This window comes from Streptomyces sp. NPDC058469 (assembly GCF_042721125.1).
In the GTDB taxonomy this organism is placed as follows: domain Bacteria; phylum Actinomycetota; class Actinomycetes; order Streptomycetales; family Streptomycetaceae; genus Streptomyces.
Genome location: NZ_JBHXME010000002.1, coordinates 84,087 through 100,115, shown reverse-complemented (window position 1 = coordinate 100,115; position 16,029 = coordinate 84,087). Strand labels below are relative to the sequence as shown.

The 16,029-nt window shown below is 69.9% G+C and carries 15 protein-coding genes; 10 read left to right on the top strand and 5 right to left on the bottom strand.

Going from position 1 to position 16,029, the window contains the following annotated elements; all coding sequences use genetic code 11:
- Positions 1 to 12: 12 nt before the first annotated feature.
- Entirely contained in the window at positions 13 to 363 is a 351-nt protein-coding gene (gene nirD, locus ACFWP5_RS01700; RefSeq protein ID WP_384148824.1) for a nitrite reductase small subunit NirD, read from the bottom strand.
- Positions 360 to 3,011: a nitrite reductase large subunit NirB gene (nirB, locus tag ACFWP5_RS01695; protein ID WP_384148822.1), complete on the bottom strand. Its 2,652-nt coding sequence runs from the start codon at positions 3,009 to 3,011 to the stop codon at positions 360 to 362. Before nirB ends, nirD begins: the two co-directional genes overlap by 4 nt.
- Positions 3,012 to 3,317: 306 nt before the next feature.
- Between nirB and ACFWP5_RS01690 the strand changes: the two genes are divergently transcribed.
- The 4 genes from ACFWP5_RS01690 to ACFWP5_RS01675 all read left to right on the top strand — a co-directional run bounded on the left by ACFWP5_RS01690 (position 3,318) and on the right by ACFWP5_RS01675 (position 6,410).
- Positions 3,318 to 3,875, top strand: a complete 558-nt coding sequence (locus tag ACFWP5_RS01690; RefSeq protein ID WP_384148820.1) for a hypothetical protein — start codon at positions 3,318 to 3,320, stop codon at positions 3,873 to 3,875.
- A 9-nt stretch (positions 3,876 to 3,884) separates the two neighbouring features.
- A complete protein-coding gene (locus ACFWP5_RS01685; protein ID WP_384148818.1) occupies positions 3,885 to 5,246 on the top strand; it encodes a sensor histidine kinase in 1,362 nt (453 codons plus the stop codon).
- Positions 5,247 to 5,296: 50 nt separating this feature from the next.
- Complete coding sequence (locus tag ACFWP5_RS01680) at positions 5,297 to 5,944, top strand: LuxR C-terminal-related transcriptional regulator (RefSeq protein ID WP_384148816.1); 648 nt, start codon at positions 5,297 to 5,299, stop codon at positions 5,942 to 5,944.
- A gap of 82 nt (positions 5,945 to 6,026) precedes the next feature.
- Positions 6,027 to 6,410 (top strand): hypothetical protein, encoded by a 384-nt coding sequence (locus tag ACFWP5_RS01675; RefSeq protein ID WP_384148814.1) that lies wholly within the window; start codon positions 6,027 to 6,029, stop codon positions 6,408 to 6,410.
- Between the two features lie 29 nt (positions 6,411 to 6,439).
- On the opposite strand, the gene ACFWP5_RS01670 is transcribed toward ACFWP5_RS01675, so the two are convergent.
- Entirely contained in the window at positions 6,440 to 7,063 is a 624-nt protein-coding gene (locus ACFWP5_RS01670; protein WP_384148812.1) for a class F sortase, read from the bottom strand.
- Positions 7,064 to 7,177: 114 nt separating this feature from the next.
- Complete coding sequence (locus ACFWP5_RS01665) at positions 7,178 to 7,696, bottom strand: hypothetical protein (RefSeq protein WP_384148810.1); 519 nt, start codon at positions 7,694 to 7,696, stop codon at positions 7,178 to 7,180.
- 297 nt (positions 7,697 to 7,993) lie between these two features.
- On the opposite strand from ACFWP5_RS01665, the gene ACFWP5_RS01660 reads away from it, so the two are divergent.
- From ACFWP5_RS01660 to ACFWP5_RS01640, 5 genes are all read left to right on the top strand, one after another.
- Complete coding sequence (locus ACFWP5_RS01660; RefSeq protein WP_384148808.1) at positions 7,994 to 8,593, top strand: NADPH-dependent FMN reductase; 600 nt, start codon at positions 7,994 to 7,996, stop codon at positions 8,591 to 8,593.
- Between the two features lie 76 nt (positions 8,594 to 8,669).
- On the top strand, positions 8,670 to 9,809 hold the full coding sequence (locus ACFWP5_RS01655) for a hemopexin repeat-containing protein (RefSeq protein ID WP_384148806.1): 1,140 nt from the start codon (positions 8,670 to 8,672) through the stop codon (positions 9,807 to 9,809).
- 80 nt (positions 9,810 to 9,889) lie between these two features.
- Positions 9,890 to 11,353, top strand: coding sequence for a hypothetical protein (locus ACFWP5_RS01650; protein WP_384148804.1), 1,464 nt, complete (start codon positions 9,890 to 9,892; stop codon positions 11,351 to 11,353).
- 14 nt (positions 11,354 to 11,367) lie between these two features.
- A complete protein-coding gene (locus ACFWP5_RS01645) occupies positions 11,368 to 12,969 on the top strand; it encodes a hypothetical protein (protein WP_384148802.1) in 1,602 nt (533 codons plus the stop codon).
- On the top strand, positions 12,963 to 13,595 hold the full coding sequence (locus ACFWP5_RS01640) for a hypothetical protein (protein ID WP_384148800.1): 633 nt from the start codon (positions 12,963 to 12,965) through the stop codon (positions 13,593 to 13,595). Before ACFWP5_RS01645 ends, ACFWP5_RS01640 begins: the two co-directional genes overlap by 7 nt.
- Here the strand turns inward: ACFWP5_RS01640 and ACFWP5_RS01635 are convergent.
- Positions 13,592 to 14,347 carry a TetR/AcrR family transcriptional regulator gene (locus ACFWP5_RS01635; protein ID WP_384148797.1) on the bottom strand — a complete coding sequence of 252 codons (756 nt, stop codon included), beginning with the start codon at positions 14,345 to 14,347 and terminating at the stop codon, positions 13,592 to 13,594. The genes ACFWP5_RS01640 and ACFWP5_RS01635 overlap by 4 nt on opposite strands.
- 150 nt (positions 14,348 to 14,497) lie before the next feature.
- Between ACFWP5_RS01635 and ACFWP5_RS01630 the strand changes: the two genes are divergently transcribed.
- Positions 14,498 to 16,009 (top strand): MFS transporter, encoded by a 1,512-nt coding sequence (locus tag ACFWP5_RS01630; RefSeq protein ID WP_384149067.1) that lies wholly within the window; start codon positions 14,498 to 14,500, stop codon positions 16,007 to 16,009.
- Positions 16,010 to 16,029: the final 20 nt, after the last annotated feature.

Genomic DNA, 16,029 nt, shown 5'->3' with positions numbered 1-16,029 from the left:
ACGGTTCGCCTGTCAGCGCGCCCGCACCTCGTACGTCGTCACCCGCACCGACGCGTCGTCCAGGCACTCCCCGGAGATCAGGTCGAACCGCTGCTTGAGCAGCGGCGAGGCGACGAACGGGCGGCCCTGGTGGGTGCCGGTCAGGCCGCGGGAGAGGACCGCCGCTCCGCTGAACGGGTCGCGGTTGTCGATGCCGTAGAGGGTGCCGGAGCGGTCGCGGAACAGGGCGACCTGGCGGCCGTCGGGCAGCAGGGCCGCCACTCCGCGGCCGGGGGTCAGGCGGTTGAGGTCGCAGACCGTGAACCAGCCCTCGGCGAGCTGGAGTTGGACCTTCAGGTCGGTCGTCTCGAGGGCCAGGGTCATCGCTGGGCGCTTCCTTCCAGGACGTCTGCGGGCTGCTGGGGCCGCATGCCGATGGTGAGCAGCGGCAGGTCGGGCTTGATCTGGTCGCGCTCGGGGACGAAGCCGACGACCGGGTCCGGGGTGTCGGGCGCGTTCACGAAGGACACGAACCGGGCCAGCTTCTCGGGGTCGTTGATGGTCGTGGCCCACTCGTCGCGGTAACCGGCGACATGCGCGGCCATCAGCGACTCCAACTCCCCGCAGATGCCGAGCGAGTCCGCCACGACCACGTCCCGTACGTGGTCCAGGCCACCCGGAATCCGCTCCAGCCACACGCTCGTGCGCTCCAGCCGGTCGGCCGTACGGATGTAGAACATCAGGAACCGGTCGATCAGGCGCACCAGTTCGGCGTCGCTCAAGTCCTGGGCCAGCAGGTCCGCGTGGCGTGGGGTCGCGCCGCCGTTGCCGCCGACGTACAGGTTCCAGCCGTTGGCGGTGGCGATGATCCCGAAGTCCTTCGACTGGGCCTCGGCGCACTCGCGGGCGCAGCCGGAGACCGCCGACTTGAGCTTGTGCGGGGAGCGCAGACCCCGGTAGCGCAGCTCCAGGTCGATCGCCATCCGGACCGAGTCCTGGACGCCGTAGCGGCACCAGGTCTGCCCCACACAGGACTTGACGGTGCGCAGCGCCTTTCCGTACGCGTGCCCGGACTCGAAGCCAGCGTCCACCAACCGGGCCCAGATCAGCGGGAGTTGCTCCACCCGCGCGCCGAACAGGTCGATGCGCTGGCCGCCGGTGATCTTCGTGTAGAGGCCGAAGTCGCGGGCCACCTCGCCGATCACGATGAGCTTCTCCGGGGTGATCTCGCCGCCGGGGATGCGCGGCACGATCGAGTACGAGCCGTTCTTCTGGAGGTTGGCGAGGAAGTGGTCGTTGCTGTCCTGGAGCGCTGCCTGTTCGCCGTCCAGGACATAGCCGCTCGCGCCGATCGTCGGGGCGAGGGACGCGATGATCGAGCCGACCGTCGGCTTGCAGATCTCGCAGCCGTCGCCACCCCGGGCGCCTTCACGGCCGTAGCGATCCAGCATGTCCTGGTAGGAGTTGACGCGCAGCGCGAGGGCGATCTCGTACAACTCCTCGCGGGTCTGCGCGAAGCAGCCGCACAGGCCCTTGTCGACCTCGACGCCGTTCGCCTCCAGTTCGGAGGTGACCAGCTGGCCGAGCACCTTGACGCAACTCCCGCAGCCCGTACCGGCCTTGGTGCACTTCTTCACTTCGGGCACGCTCGTGCAGGAGTGGTCCGTCACCGCGCCCCGGATCGCGCCCTTGGTCACGTTGTGGCAGGAGCAGATGACGGCGGCGTCGGGAAGCGCGGAGGGACCGAGCTGGACGGCGCCCCCGGAACCGGCCGGCAGCACCAACTGCTCGGGGGAGACGGGCGGTACGGACCCCGTGAACGCGCGCAGCGTGCCGTAGGCGTCCGCGTCGCCGACCAGGATGCCGCCCAGCAGTTCGCCGCCCCGGCCGATCACCAGCTTCTTGTACGTGCCCGCCCGCGCGTCGGAGTAGATGACGTCGAGGCAGTCCGCGGTGGCGCCGTGCGCGTCGCCGAAGGACGCCACGTCAACGCCGAGCAGCTTCAGCTTGGTCGACAAGTCCGCGCCCGTGAACGCCGATTCGTCCCGCGCGATGGTCGCGGCGGCCGTCTCCGCCTGCTCGTAACCGGGCGCCACCAGGCCGTACACCCGGCCGTCCGCCGCGAGCGCGCACTCGCCGATCGCGAACACGTGCGGGTCGGCGACCGTACGGCACTGCTCGTCGACCGCGATGCCACCGCGCTCGCCGACCGACAGACCGCAGTCGCGGGCGAGTTGGTCACGGGGGCGGACACCGGCGCTGAACACCACCATGTCCGTCGCGAGTTGGGAACCGTCCGACAGCTTCATGCCGGTGACCGCGCCGTCCGCGCCGGTCACGATCTCCTGGGTGCCCACGCCCGTGTGGACGGTCAGGCCCATGTCCTCGATGGTGCGCAGGAGCGCGGCACCGCCGCCCTCGTCGATCTGTACCGGCATCAGGCGCGGTGCGAACTCCACGATGTGGCTGGTGAGTCCGAGCCCCTTCAGCGCGCCCGCGGCCTCCAGGCCGAGCAGGCCGCCGCCGACCACCGCACCGACCACCGCGCCGGTCGTCGCACGGGCTGTCGCACCGGTCGTCGCCTTCGACTTCGCGTACGCCTCGATCGCGAGCAGGTCCTCGATCGTGCGGTAGACGAAACAGCCCTCGGCGTCCTTGCCCGGGACCGGCGGCACGAACGGGTACGAGCCGGTGGCGAGGACGAGCGTGTCGTACTCAAGTGACAGTCCGGAGCGGGCGGTTACCGTCTTCGACGCGCGGTCGATCGTCTCCGCCGGGTCGCCGACGTGCAGCTCGATCCCGTGGTCCTTGATGAACTCCGCGTCCGTGAGCGAGAGTTCCTCGGGTGTGCGGCCCGAGAAGTACGAGGTGAGCTGGACGCGGTCGTAGGCGGGTCGCGGTTCCTCGCACAGTACGACCACGCGGTGCGTGGCGGTCAGGCCGCGCTCGGCGAGCGCTTCGAGGAAGCGCTGACCGACCATGCCGTGGCCGACGAGCACGATGGTGGGCACCACACGCGGATTCGAGGTCATGCCAGGAGCCTGCGACGCCGGTGTTACCCGACCGCATCCCAGCTGTTTCCCGCGAGGAACGCTGCCCTCAGCGGGAGCGCGCGGGGGGTGTGAGGGTTCCGGGTGCGCGCCGGGGGCGGAGTGTGAGGCCGGGGCGGGTCCGCGCAGGTTCGGTTAACCGAACCCCCGGGTTCCGTGCAGGCACCATCGTGTACAGCGGGCGGCGGCGGAAAGCTGGAGACATCGGTTCACAGCAGTTCACACGGGCTGCGCCGACTCACGTACACCGACTCCACGTACGTCGACTCATGTGCAGGGGGATGCACCATGACCACCACCCGCGATCTGCCCAACCGACCGCCGGCCCGACACCCCGCCCCGGCGGACACGCTGTCCGTACGCGCCTGGCACCTCGTCCGCGCACCGTTCACCGCCACCACCTGGCGCCGCACCGCCTACGCGCTCCTCGCCCTCCCGGTCGGCCTGGCCTGCGTCCCGGTCGCCCTCCTCGGCGCCCCCACGGCCCGCTGGCAACGGGGTCTCGTCCACCGCTTCCTCGGTAACGGCGGCACCGATGGCACCGGCGGCATCGACCTGAAGGGCCCGCCCCGCGCCGGCGGCCTGCCTCACGCCCTGCTCGCCACGCCCCTCAACCTGGTCACGGCGTTCATCACGCTCTACGGCTGGGCGATCGTCCCCATGAACCTCGGCTGGCCGCTCCGCGCAGGCGACGACTACTCCGGCGCCTGGGGCGGGCCCACCTTCGCCGGAGCCTGGGCCTTCCACGCAGTGCTCGGCGGCATCGGCTTCCTGCTGCTGATGCCGTGGGCGGTGCGGGGCCTGACCGCCGTACAGCTCCGCGTGGCCAGGTCACTTCTCTCCTAGGTTGATCCCATGCCGAGCCTCCGCTCCCGCTTCCGCTCCCTCGTCACCGCCACCTTCGGCCGCCCTGCCCTTGCCGCCGTCCTCTACGGCGTGATCGCCTTCCCGCTCGCCCTCGTCGGCTTCTTCCTCACCCTCGTCGGGCTGGCGTTCGGCGGGGCGCTGTCGGTGACCACGCTCGGCCTGTGGCTGCTGGCGGCGACCGTGCGCGGCGCGCTGGCGCTGGGCGCGCTGCAACGGGGCCTCGCCCGACGGCTGCTCGGCCTGGACATCGAGCAGCCGGGCGGGTCGGGCGCGCCGGGTGCGGAAGTCGGCGGCGGCAGCGGCAGCGGCGTGAGCGGGAGCAGCGCCACCGCAATCCTCGGCTGGCGCCGCGGCATCCTGCTGGACCGGACCGGCTGGCGGGCCGTCGGCTGCACCCTGTTGACACCGTTCACAGCCGTTTTCGCGTACGTCGCCGTCGTCATCGGATACATCTACGGCGTCCTGTTCACACTGCACCCGCTGCTCAAGCGCTGGAACTACAACACGGTTCACACCACCGACGGCACCACGCACCACGACTCCACACACCACGTGTCACTGGAGTTCTTCGGTTACCAGCTCGACTCCTGGCCGCGCTGGTTGATTCCGTTCACAGCCGGTTTGCTGTTGCTGGCCGTCGCACCCCTTCTCCTGCGTTACGCCCTCGGCCCGCACCGCGCCCTGTTGACCGTGCTGCTCGGCCCCGATGCCGCGACCCGTCGTATCCGCACCCTGGAGGAGACCCGCGCCCGAGCCGTCGACGACGCCGCCGCCACCCTCCGCCGTATCGAACGCGACCTGCACGACGGAACCCAGGCCCGCCTGGTAGCCCTGGCCATGCACCTCACCGTGATCCGTGAACTGGTCACCGCAGGCGCCGCCCCCGACCGCGTCCTCGCCGTCGTCGACACCGCCCGGGGCAACGCCACCCAGGCCATCACCGACCTGCGCCACCTGGTCAAGGGCATCCACCCGCCCGTACTCGACGAGGGTCTGCACGCCGCCCTCACCACCCTCGCCGCCGACAGCGCCCTCCCCGTCACCCTCACCACCGACATCGGCACCCGCCCCACCCCGGCCGTCGAGACCATCGCCTACTTCTGCGCCGCCGAACTCCTCGCCAACGCCACGAAACACGCCCGCGCCACGTCCGCCGCCGTCGACGTCACCGCCCGCGACGGCCTCCTGCGCCTGCGCGTCACCGACGACGGACAGGGCGGCGCGATGATCGGCGCAGGTTCCGGACTCACCGGCCTGCTGGCCCGGGTCCGCACGGTCGACGGCACACTGACCTGCGACAGCCCGCACGGAGGCCCTACGGTGGTCACGGTCGAACTACCCCACACCTGACCTGACCTGACCTGACCTGACCTGACCCGACCTGAACGGAGCGGATCGGCATGCGCGTCGTCATCGCCGAGGACTCGGCCCTCCTGCGCGACGGCCTGGTCCAACTGCTCCAGCTACGGGACGTAGAGGTGGCCGCGGCGGTAGGCGACGCCGAAGCGCTCCTCACCGCGGTGGCGGCACACACCCCGGACGTGGCCGTCGTGGACATCCGCCTCCCGCCCACCCAGACGGACGAGGGCGTACGCGCGGCCGTACAACTGCGCGACCGGCACCCCGAGACCGGCGTCCTGCTGTTCTCGCAGTACGTCGAGACGACCCACGCGGCCCAACTCCTCGGAAACCCGGCCGGGTTCGGATACCTCCTCAAGGAACGGGTCGTGGACATCGGGGAGTTCGTCGGCGCGCTGGAACGCATCGCGGCCGGCGGCACCGCACTCGACCCCGAGGTGGTCGCCCAACTCTTCGGCGCCGCCCGCCGATCCACCGCCCTCGACACCCTCACCCCGCGCGAACGCGAGGTCCTCGCCCTGATGGCGGAGGGCCGCACGAACCACGCCATCGCCGCCGCCTTCACGGTCTCGGAACGAGCCGTGGAGAAGCACGTGGCCAACATCTTCGCGAAGCTCGACCTGCCTCCCTCGGAGACGGGAAACCGCCGCGTGCTGGCGGTACTTCGGTACCTGGAGAACGGCCGCTGAAGTTCGGAACGCGATGCCCGATTCAGTTGCCGCTCACTGCTCCGCGGCGGATCCTGTGTGCTCGGCCGACGAGGGGGATGCCGTGGGACTCGTTCTGTTCCCGGGGGACGACGACACCAGCAGCCCGGACGTGTCCTGGTCCTGCACCGGCTTCGCCGTGTTCCGGAGATGGTTGGCGCAGGCGGAAGGGTTCGATCTCGACGAGATGCACGGCTTCGGCGGACAACGCTCCTGGAGCGATGTCCTCACGTCGCTCGCACCGTTTCTCGATCACCCCGATGGCGGTGGCCTCGATCTCTCGCCGGTCCAGTGCGCCGCGATGCTGCCGCGCCTCCAGGAGATCGCTGACCAGTTCCAGGAGCGAGGCCCGGACCCGCTCGTCCAACGGCACAGGACCGACGCCCGAAACCTGGCGGGCGTCCTGCGGTTCTGCATCGACAAGGACGTCGATCTCCTCTTCAGCTGAACCCCGTCTTCAGCTGAACCCCGCCGGCCCTACCGGCTACCGCTCAGATGCGCGAAGACCACCACGTTCCCCTGATACCCCGTCGACCGCGAATACCCGCCCCCACACGTGATCACCCTCAACTCGGGCCGCCGCGCAGCCCCGTACACCTTCTGATCGGGAAAGTGGCTCGCCTGGTACACCTCGACCGCGTCCACCGTGAACAGCGCGACGCTGCCGTCCAGCCGGTCCAGCTCGATGGTGTTGCCCTTCTTCAGGGCGCCGAGGTCGTAGAAGACGGCGGGGCCGTCGGCGTTGTCGACGTGGCCCGCGACGATCGCCGTGCCGGTCTCACCGGGGGTGGTGCCGGCCTCGTACCAGCCGGCGAGGTTCTTCCTCGCGGCCGGGGGCACGTCCAGGCTGCCGGTGCCCGTCAGTTTGAGGCCCATCAGCGGGGCGTTCACATGGATGGCCGGGATGCGGATGTGATCCGGCGGCGACGGCGGCAGCGCGCGGGCCGCGGTGCGCGCGGCGACCGGGTCGGGCCGGGCCTCGGCGGCGGACGGCTGCGGCGGGGCATGCGTCTCACTGCCGTTGGTCAGCAGCCACGCGCCCGAGCACAGGGCGACCACGGTGACGGCCCCTATCGCGGTGTTGCCGTATCTACGACGCATGGTGAACCCCTCTCCAGTAACTGGCCCCGCGCCCCCCTCCGGGCCACGAGGGGCGTCGGACCCGGAGGGGGAGGGGACATGCGGTACCGGCGGACGGACAGCGGAGGGTGTCCGTCAGAACCTGTCGCCTCTCGCCCGGCGATGCAGGAGCCAGGTACCGCCCGCGGCGGCGACGGCGAGAGCCGCCACGCCGGCCGCGGTCTGCACGGGGTCGGGGCCCAAGGCGCCGCCGACCCCCGTCTTCACACTTCCTCGCGGCTGCACCTGCTGCCGCATCGAGGCCAGCGTCACCATCAGATCGCCGCTGACCTGTCGGCCGTCCGTGCACTTCGCGACGATCTCGTACGTCCCCGGCTGCGCACTCGGCGGCACCTTGAACTGCCCGATCGCATCGCCCTCGTGCGCGCTCGGCGCCAGCATGAACGTGCCGGCGCCCACCGCGCTGGCATCACCGGCGGCCGTACCGTTGTCGCCGCACGCCGCCGTGTTCACCGTGACGTCGCCGCCCGGCACGGCGCTCGACGGGAACACCTCCAGACGGCCTCTCTCGCCGCCGTACGCCGGCGCGGTCGCGAGACCCGCGGCGGTGACGGCGAGCGCGGTGCCGGTCAGCAGACGGGCGGTACGTCGCATCGGTGCTCCTCCGAGCTGTGGTTGGCTGCCCTTCCGAGGTAAGTGGCACCGGGCCCGGCCCGCTTCCTGAGCGAGCGTCAGAATTGCGGTGAATGGGTGTCAGAAAGGGCCTCCGGCGCCCTGTCTCACCGCTGTTTCAGCAGGTCATAGGGGTACGGCCAACCCGTCCCGGAGAAGAACCCGAAGAGCGCAAGCCGCGCGTGTGAACGGGTGACCGGGCATCACCGGGCAGCGCAGGCAAGGCCGGGGCCGGCCGGGCTTGACCTCAAGAATGGTTGAGGTACCAGGCTGCCCCGCATGGATACCGACACCACCCCCATGCGCCCTCTGACCGTGACCGTCGTCATCGGCAGCAACCGCCACGGCCGCTTCGGCCCCGTCGTCGCCGACTGGCTCCTCACCCACGTCCGCGACCACCCCGGCCTCACCCTCCAGGTCGTCGACGTCGCCGACACCGACCACCTGCCCACGACCCTCGCCCCGACCCCGGAGGCGACCACCGCACTCGCCGGCATCACGCCCAAGCTGGCCGGAGCGGACGCCTTCGTCGTCCTCACCCCCGAGTACAACCACTCCTTCCCGGCCGGCCTCAAGAACCTCATCGACTGGCACTTCACCGAGTGGCGCGCCAAGCCCGTCGCCCTCGTCTCCTACGGCGGCCTCGCGGGCGGCCTGCGCGCGGTGGAACACCTGCGCCAGGTCTTCGCCGAACTCCACGCCGTCACGGTCCGCGACACCGTCTCCTTCCACAACGCGGGCGCGTCCTTCGACGACCGGGGCCTCCTCAAGGACCCCTCGGCCCCGGACGCGGCGGCGAAGGCGATGCTGGACCAACTGGTGTGGTGGGGCCGCGCGTTGAAGGACGCGAGGAGGGTCAGGCCGTACGACTCCCTCTGACGGCGCCACTCGATTCACCCGAACGGGAATCTGCCCCACGCCATAACAGCCGCCCCGGCGGAGCATGCATCCCGGCATGAGTGTGGACAAGGCGTACTTCACCGTCGGGGCCACCGTGTCCACGTACGACATCGACGCGGACGCGGCCGACCCGGCGCAGGACCGGCAACTCGGCGCGGCCTGGGGCGGGTTGCCGTCCGGCTGGGAGGAGGGCATCGACGCGGCGGTCGATCTGGGCCAGGCCCATCTCTACGTGTTCCGGGGCACGGAGTACGTACGCGTCCCGTTCGCCACCCAGACCGTCGACGACGGCTACCCGCTGACCACCCGCGACAACTGGTCCGGCCTCTCCTTCGACACCGTCGACGCGGTCATGAACTGGTCCGACGGCAAACTCTACTTCTTCAGCGGCACGCAGTACGTCCGCTACGACATCCCCGCCGACCGCCAGGACCCCGGTTACCCCAAGCCGATCGCCGACGGCTGGACGGGAGTCACCGCCGACTGGATCGGCGACGGCATCGACGGCGCGCTCAACCCCGGCAACGGACGGGCGTACTTCTTCAAGGGCGCCGAGTACGTGGGCATCGACTGGCACACCAAGAAGCAGGAGGACGGCTACCCGCTCACCATCACCGACCAGTGGCCCGGCCTCACCGGCCCCTACGACGCGATCTGGTCGAACGCGGCCACGGCACCACCGACCGGGGGCGGCTCGTCCAAGGCGGCCCAATTCCGGCAGTCCTACGGCGAGTTCGCCACCGCCAGTGAAACGGCGACCGGCGTCCCCGCGCTGGTCACGCTCGGCCAGGCGGCGCTGGAATCCGGCTGGGGCACGGCCGCGCCCGGCAACAACTTCTTCGGCATCAAGGCGAAGGCGACCGACCCACCCGAGACCCGTCAACTCCTCAGGACCCAGGAGGTGTTGGACCGCCCCGACGTGCAGTTCCCCGAGGTCGTCTCCGTGACACAGCGCCCCGACGGCAAGTATCTGTACGTCGTCCGCGACTGGTTCCGCGTCTACGCGACCCCCGAGGAGTCCTTCACGGCCCACGGCAACTACCTGCGGAACAACGCCCGTTACGCGCCCGCGTTCGAGCACACCGACGACCCGTACGCCTTCGCGCGGGCGGTCGCGGACGCGGGGTACGCGACCGCGACGAACTACTACGACTCCCTCGCGTCCGTGATGCGGAGCATCGGGGCCGCCACCTGAGACCACCGGTGATTCACTTATCCGGGTGAATGCCTACAAGTCGCCGTATAGGTGTCATATGACCCGGGCAGGACGAGGTCATGGGATACCAACTGGGGGATCTGGGGCGGACGTTCCGCGACCAGATGTACAACGTGCTCACCGGCGGCGACGGCAGCGTCCCGCCCGCCAAGTCCAGCTTCATCACCTGGTGCATGCCGGGACTGCCGTACCAGGAGGCGGACTTCGCGTTCGCCGCGCAGGGCATCGGTACCGGTGCCACGGCGGCGGAGGACAAGCTCCTGCTCCAGCAGGCGTACAACTTCTCCTCGCTCATCGACTTCATCCCGGACGTGACCTCGGCGTACTCGTCGGGCCGCCAGGACGGGGTGTGGCGCAACGCGAGCGGTGCCCGGCTGAGCGAGATCTACGGCCAGATCCTCAAGTTCTCCAAGGTCGTCGACGACCAGCTCACCGACGACCAGAAGGCCAAACTGGACCGGTTCCGCGGGCTGTTGCGGGTGACGCGCACGGTGAAGGACATCGTCACCGAGCAGGAGAAGCAGGTCACCGAGGACAGCCCCATGCTCAAGGCCTACAAGGCGTGCATGCAGGCGTACGTCACCGCGGCCCTGTCGTACAACAACAAGCGCATCGCCGCACAGGCCGCCGTGGGGGAGGCCGGCAAGCAGGCGGTCGCGGACTGGGCGGCCAACGCGCAGCTGTACTCGATGCAGGCGGCCGCCGCGATGGACGACTGGACGTCGAGCGGGTACCGCAACGAGGTCGAGGAGATCAACGCCTACATCGACCAGACCACCGAGAAGTCGATGCTGCTGTGGAAGCGCAACCTGGAGCGCTTCTACGAGGAGGCGAACACCAACGCGCTGGGCCCGGGCCAGTCCTTCTACTACACGACGGTCGTCCCCGGTGACTTCGCCACCTCCAACGGCTGGACCGCGTACTCGATGTACCACCAGATGGTGGACTCCCACAGCCACTACGAGACCACGTCCTGGTCGGCGGGCGGCGGCCTGAACTTCGGGCTGTGGAGCGCGAGTTCGGGCGTCACCTCCAACTCCCAGGACTACAGCGAGAACTACCGGATCGACGACTTCGCGATGTCCTTCGAGATGGCGCAGGTGCAGGTCGTACGGCCGTGGTTCTACCCGGAGTTCCTGGAGAACCGCGGCTGGGACCTGCGCAAGGGGCAGGGCTGGAACTACGACCAGATGCCGTCCGACGGCGGCAACCCGCCCGAGGGCCGCTTCATCGGCTATCCGCTCCAGGCCCTGTTCATCAGGAACCTCACCATCCACTCCGCCTCGCTGGCACAGGCGTTGCAGACCCACCAGAGCTCCGTGTCGGTCAACGCCAGTGTCGGCTGGGGCCCGTTCACCGTGAAGGGCAGCTACAGCCACTCCGAGTCGGACCAGCACTTCCACTCCGAGAACGACGGCGCGACCATCACCGTCCCCGGCATGCAGATCATCGGCTTCGTCAACCACCTGCTGGACAAGACACCCAACCTGCTCGACGGCCTCGACCCGGACCAACTGGTTTAGGGCGGCGGCGAGTTATGAGCGACATCGAAGCGGTCGACAGCGATGCGGCGGTCGGCATCGAAGCGGTATGGTCCGCGTCCCCGGTGGACGCGGCGGCCATGTTCGGCCTCGGCGCGTACTTCCGCAGCCTGCTCACCGACCCCGACCACCTGGTCGCCGTACCGGTGACGCCGGTGGTCCACCAGGACAGCATGTTCCGCTTCGGCGGCGCCCTGGACTCGGCCCGGGCCACGGTCTGGGCCGAGTTCTGCGAACTCGTCAACAGGGTCCCCACCCAACCTATTTGGGCACCCCCGGCCACCACGCACCTGTGGGGCATCTACGGCGAGGTACTCGCCGCCGACCTGGCCCGCTCCACCCTCACCCCCGAGGAACACCAGCGCTACGACACGGCAGTCGACTACCTCTACGACGTCGGCGCCGACGGAGTCTTCGTCCCCTCACCCGCCCTGCGCGACTACCGAACTGCCCGCCAGGCCTGGCTCCGGGCCGACACGGACTACCACCAGGCGGAACAAGCGGCGGCCATGTCGACCGACCCGGCAGCGCGCGACCACTGGACCCACGTCGACGAACCCCGGCTTCGCCAGGCCAGGGACGACGCGATGGACGCCTGGCAGACCGCAGGCCACAAGGCCGAGGTCGAGGACGCCCTGCGCGAGACCTCCGAACTCGCCTCGAAGGCACCCTCCAGCATCTGGAAACGGCACCGCGACACCTTCAACCCCAACCTCCCCGACCAGTACACGACCGCCCCCAACGGCACCCGTTTCGCGCCCACTTACTACTCACCGGACGGCGCCCTGGACGACCCCTGGTCGAGAGTCGTGCTCCCGGAGGAGATGCTCCGCACCCTGGCCGCCCAGGCGCCCCCGGAACTCAAGTCGGCGTTCGGCGACCGCGCCACCGACGACACGGTCTTCTCCCTCGCCTTCGAATACCGGGTGGTGTCCGTCGTCCGCCCCTGGCTGGACCCGCCGATGGAACTCTTCGGGTCCCGCGCCTGGCGCCTCTCGACGGGCGTCGCCCCGCTGAGCGACGGCGCCACCCCGCCGCACGGCCGCTGCCCGGCGTACGTCGAATCGGTCGCCCTGGCCCGCAACATCGAGTTGATCCGCCAGGCCGTCGGCTACACGGAGACCCCGGGCGAGACCACCCTCCACGGCACCTGGACCCTGGACCTCGACAACGGCATCGCGGGCGGCGACATGAACACCGCCGACCTCTGGTGGGAGTGGATGACGGAGACGACCGCCCAGTTGGTGCCCAGCTCCCACGCCGGAATCGTCAACCTCGGCCAGGTCGACTACGACGACTTCGACGGCCACCGCCTCTCGACCCTCACCTACGGCACGACACCGCTCAGCGGCAACCCGAACGCGAGCAACCAACTGGTCACCGGGGACGTGTTCGCCGTACGGACGACGGAGGGCCGGTTCGCCAAGGTGCTGGTGGTCCAGTACGGCTACGACCTCCAACTGCGCTGGGTGGCCTACCAGCAGGCCGGCTCGGCGATGCAGAGCAGTGTCACCGCGCCGGACGACGTGTTCCTCGCCGGGTTCGTGTGCCGACAGCTGCCGAAGAGCCCCGATCCGGACCCGGCGCTGACATGGTGAACCCCGAACTCGCCGTCCATGGCTTCGTGTTGCTGGGTACGGACACTGTGTACGCCGTCCACACGCCCACGTTCACCGCCCCCTGCGACTTCCAGGCCGCCCTGCGGGTCACCCTGGACACGGACACCTACCGCACGGCCCGGAAGCGCTACGGCACGTCGGCACTGTTCACGGTCAGCCCACGGACCCTCCTCCTCGAGGACCTTGAGCCGGGCGCGTCCTTCCCCGCAGACCTGTACTTCGGCCGCTTCGGGAGGGACGGCGAGTTGTTGGGGGAGACGAGGATCGAGATCGAGGAGAGGGTGTACTTCGGGCACGTGGGCGAACCTCCGGCCGGGCCCCTCGCGTTGCGGTACGTCCTCTTCGGCCGCGAACAGCTCTACCTGGCCCACGCCCTCACCGGTCCACCGGACTTCGACCAGATCCTGACCGCTCAACTCGCGGGGGAGTGGCTGGCGTTGGGCGTCGCGGGGGAGGCGGCAGCGCGCACGGTGACGATCCCGAACCGGCCGGACGACCTGGCAGGCCGCCTGCGACCGGGCGAGCAATTCACGGCTGAGGGCACGGAGTTGCAGGTGCTGGCCGAGGTGTACCTGGAGACGGCAGACCTGGCGGAAGAGGCCTAACGCGTCAGCCGCAGCGACAGCCCGTCGAGGACGACATCGAGGCCGTAGGTGAACTTGCTGTCGCGCAGGGCCACCGGGTCGGTGATCGTGGCGGCCGACTCGGCGTAGGAACCGGCGAGATGGGCGTGGCCGGCCGCTGCCTGCTGGGCGGCCGGCATCAGCCGGGCGATGAACTCGGCCTCGCTCTCCCCGGATCGCGCGACAGTGGTGAGCCAGGCGGCCTCGGTCGTGCTCATCCCGATCGTGTACGACAGCACGGCGTCGATCGCGCCGCTCGGCTCGGGGAATCCGACGGTTGTGAACAGTGCGGCGAGCCGTTCGGTGAAGGACATGAGGTTGGGGCCGAGGTAGGCGAGGCCGGCCTGTCCGAGCACCGAGGACAGCCAACGGTGCCGTAGCGCGGTCGTACGGAAGGAGGCGGCGGCCTCGGTGACGGCGGCGCGCCAGTCGGCGGCGTCCGCGTCCGGGACGTGGATCTCGGCGGCGACCTCGTCGACGGCCAGTTCCATCAGCTCGTCCTTGGTCGCGACATGCCGGTAGAGGGAGGTCGCGCCGGCGTTGAGGCGCGCGCCGAGCTTGCGCATGCTCAGGGCCTCGATGCCGTCGGCGTCCAGCATCGCGATCGCCTCGCGGACGATCGCGTCCCGGCTGAGCGCGGGCTGGTCGGGCGAGCGCTGCTCACGGGCCCACACGGAGGGGATGGGGTTCGGCGTCGGCGTGGACTTCGTCGTCGGCTTCGTCCTGGCGGCCATGGGCGCTCCTTCATGCCTTCCTGCGTACGTCGTTCGCATCCAGCGTACAGAGTTCAAGGGTTGCGCACACCGTTCCGTCGTGCGTACAGTGTGCGCATCGAAGGAACGGTGTACGCAAGGAGTCGCTCGATGACTGTGAAGGGAAGCCCCATGGAGACCCGAAACCCCCGGCGCTGGTGGATCCTCGTCGTGCTGTGCCTCAGCTCGCTGGTGCTGGTGGTCGACAGCATGGTGCTGACCGTGGCGGTCCCGTCGATGACCGAGAGCATCGGGGCGAGCGCCCAGGACACCCAGTGGATCCTCGACTCCTACATCCTGGTCTTCGCCGGCCTGCTGCTGACCTCCGGCAGCCTCGGTGACCGCTTCGGCCGCCGGAAGGTGATGCTGATCGGCCTGGTGCTGTTCGGGGCGGCCTCACTGGCGGCGACGTTCTGCGCGAACCCCGGCGAGGTGATCGCCGTACGGGTGGCGATGGGGGTGGGCGGCGCGCTGATCATGCCGTCGACGCTCTCGATCCTCATCACGGTCTTCGACGCGGACGAACGCGGCAAGGCGATGGCTGCGTGGGGTTCGGTGTCGATGCTCGCCCTGGTCGGCAGTCCGGTGCTCGGCGGCGTACTGATCGACCACTTCTCGTGGCACTCCATCTTCTTCCTCAACGTGCCGGTCGTGGCGCTCGCCCTGGTGGCCGGTGTGACGCTGATGCCGGAGTCCAAGGGCCCCTGGCAGAAGCCGGATCCGCTGGGCGCGGTGCTGTCGGCGGTCGGTATGACGGCCCTGATCTGGTGGATCATCGAGATCCCGCAGCACGGCGCGTTCGAGGGCCGAGCGCTGGTCACCCTGGTCGTGGCGGTGGTGGGGCTGGCCGGGTTCGTGATCTGGGAGAACGTGACGCCGACCCCGATGGTCCCCCTGGTCCTCTTCAAGAGCCGTAATTTCAGCGGGGGTTCGCTCTCCCTGACGCTGGTCCAGATAGGCAACGGCGGCCTGCTGCTGGTCCTCACGCAGTACCTGCAGTTCGTGCTCGGTTACTCGCCGGTGAAGGCGGGAATGGCCTTCGTCCCGCTGGCGGTCACCGCGCTGGTCGGCAACGCGGCGGGTGCCAAGTTCACGACGAGGTACGGCCACCGCTACCTGATCCTGGCGGGCATGCTGGTGATGGCCTCCTCCTTCGCTCTGCTCACGACGGTCACGGCCGACACGGGCTTCACCGTCCCGGCGGTCGCTCTCGGCCTCCTGGGCCTGGGCGCGGGCCTCGCGATGCCGGCGGCGGTGGGCGCGCTGATGGGCACCATCCCCGAGGACAAGGCGGGCGTCGGCTCGGCCCTCAACGACACGATCCAGCAAGCCGGTACGGCCCTGGGCATCGCGATCCTCGGCTCCCTCCTGTCGAGCGGCTTCGCGGACGAGATGCCTTCCGGTACGTCCGATGAGGCTCGCCACTCGATCGGCGGGGCGCTGGCGGCGGCGCACGGGGACGCGGGGTTGGTCCGGGCGGCCCGGGAGGCGTTCACGAACGCCATGTCAACGACCTTTATGGTCAGCGCGGTTGGGGTCGTGGCGGCGGCGGTGCTGGCGGCGGTGGTGATGCGGGACGGGAAGCGGGAAGAGCCGGTGACCGAGGCCCAAGAGGAGTCGGCGGAGCGGGAGTTGGCCGCCTGACCCGGGCGGACCTCAACTCG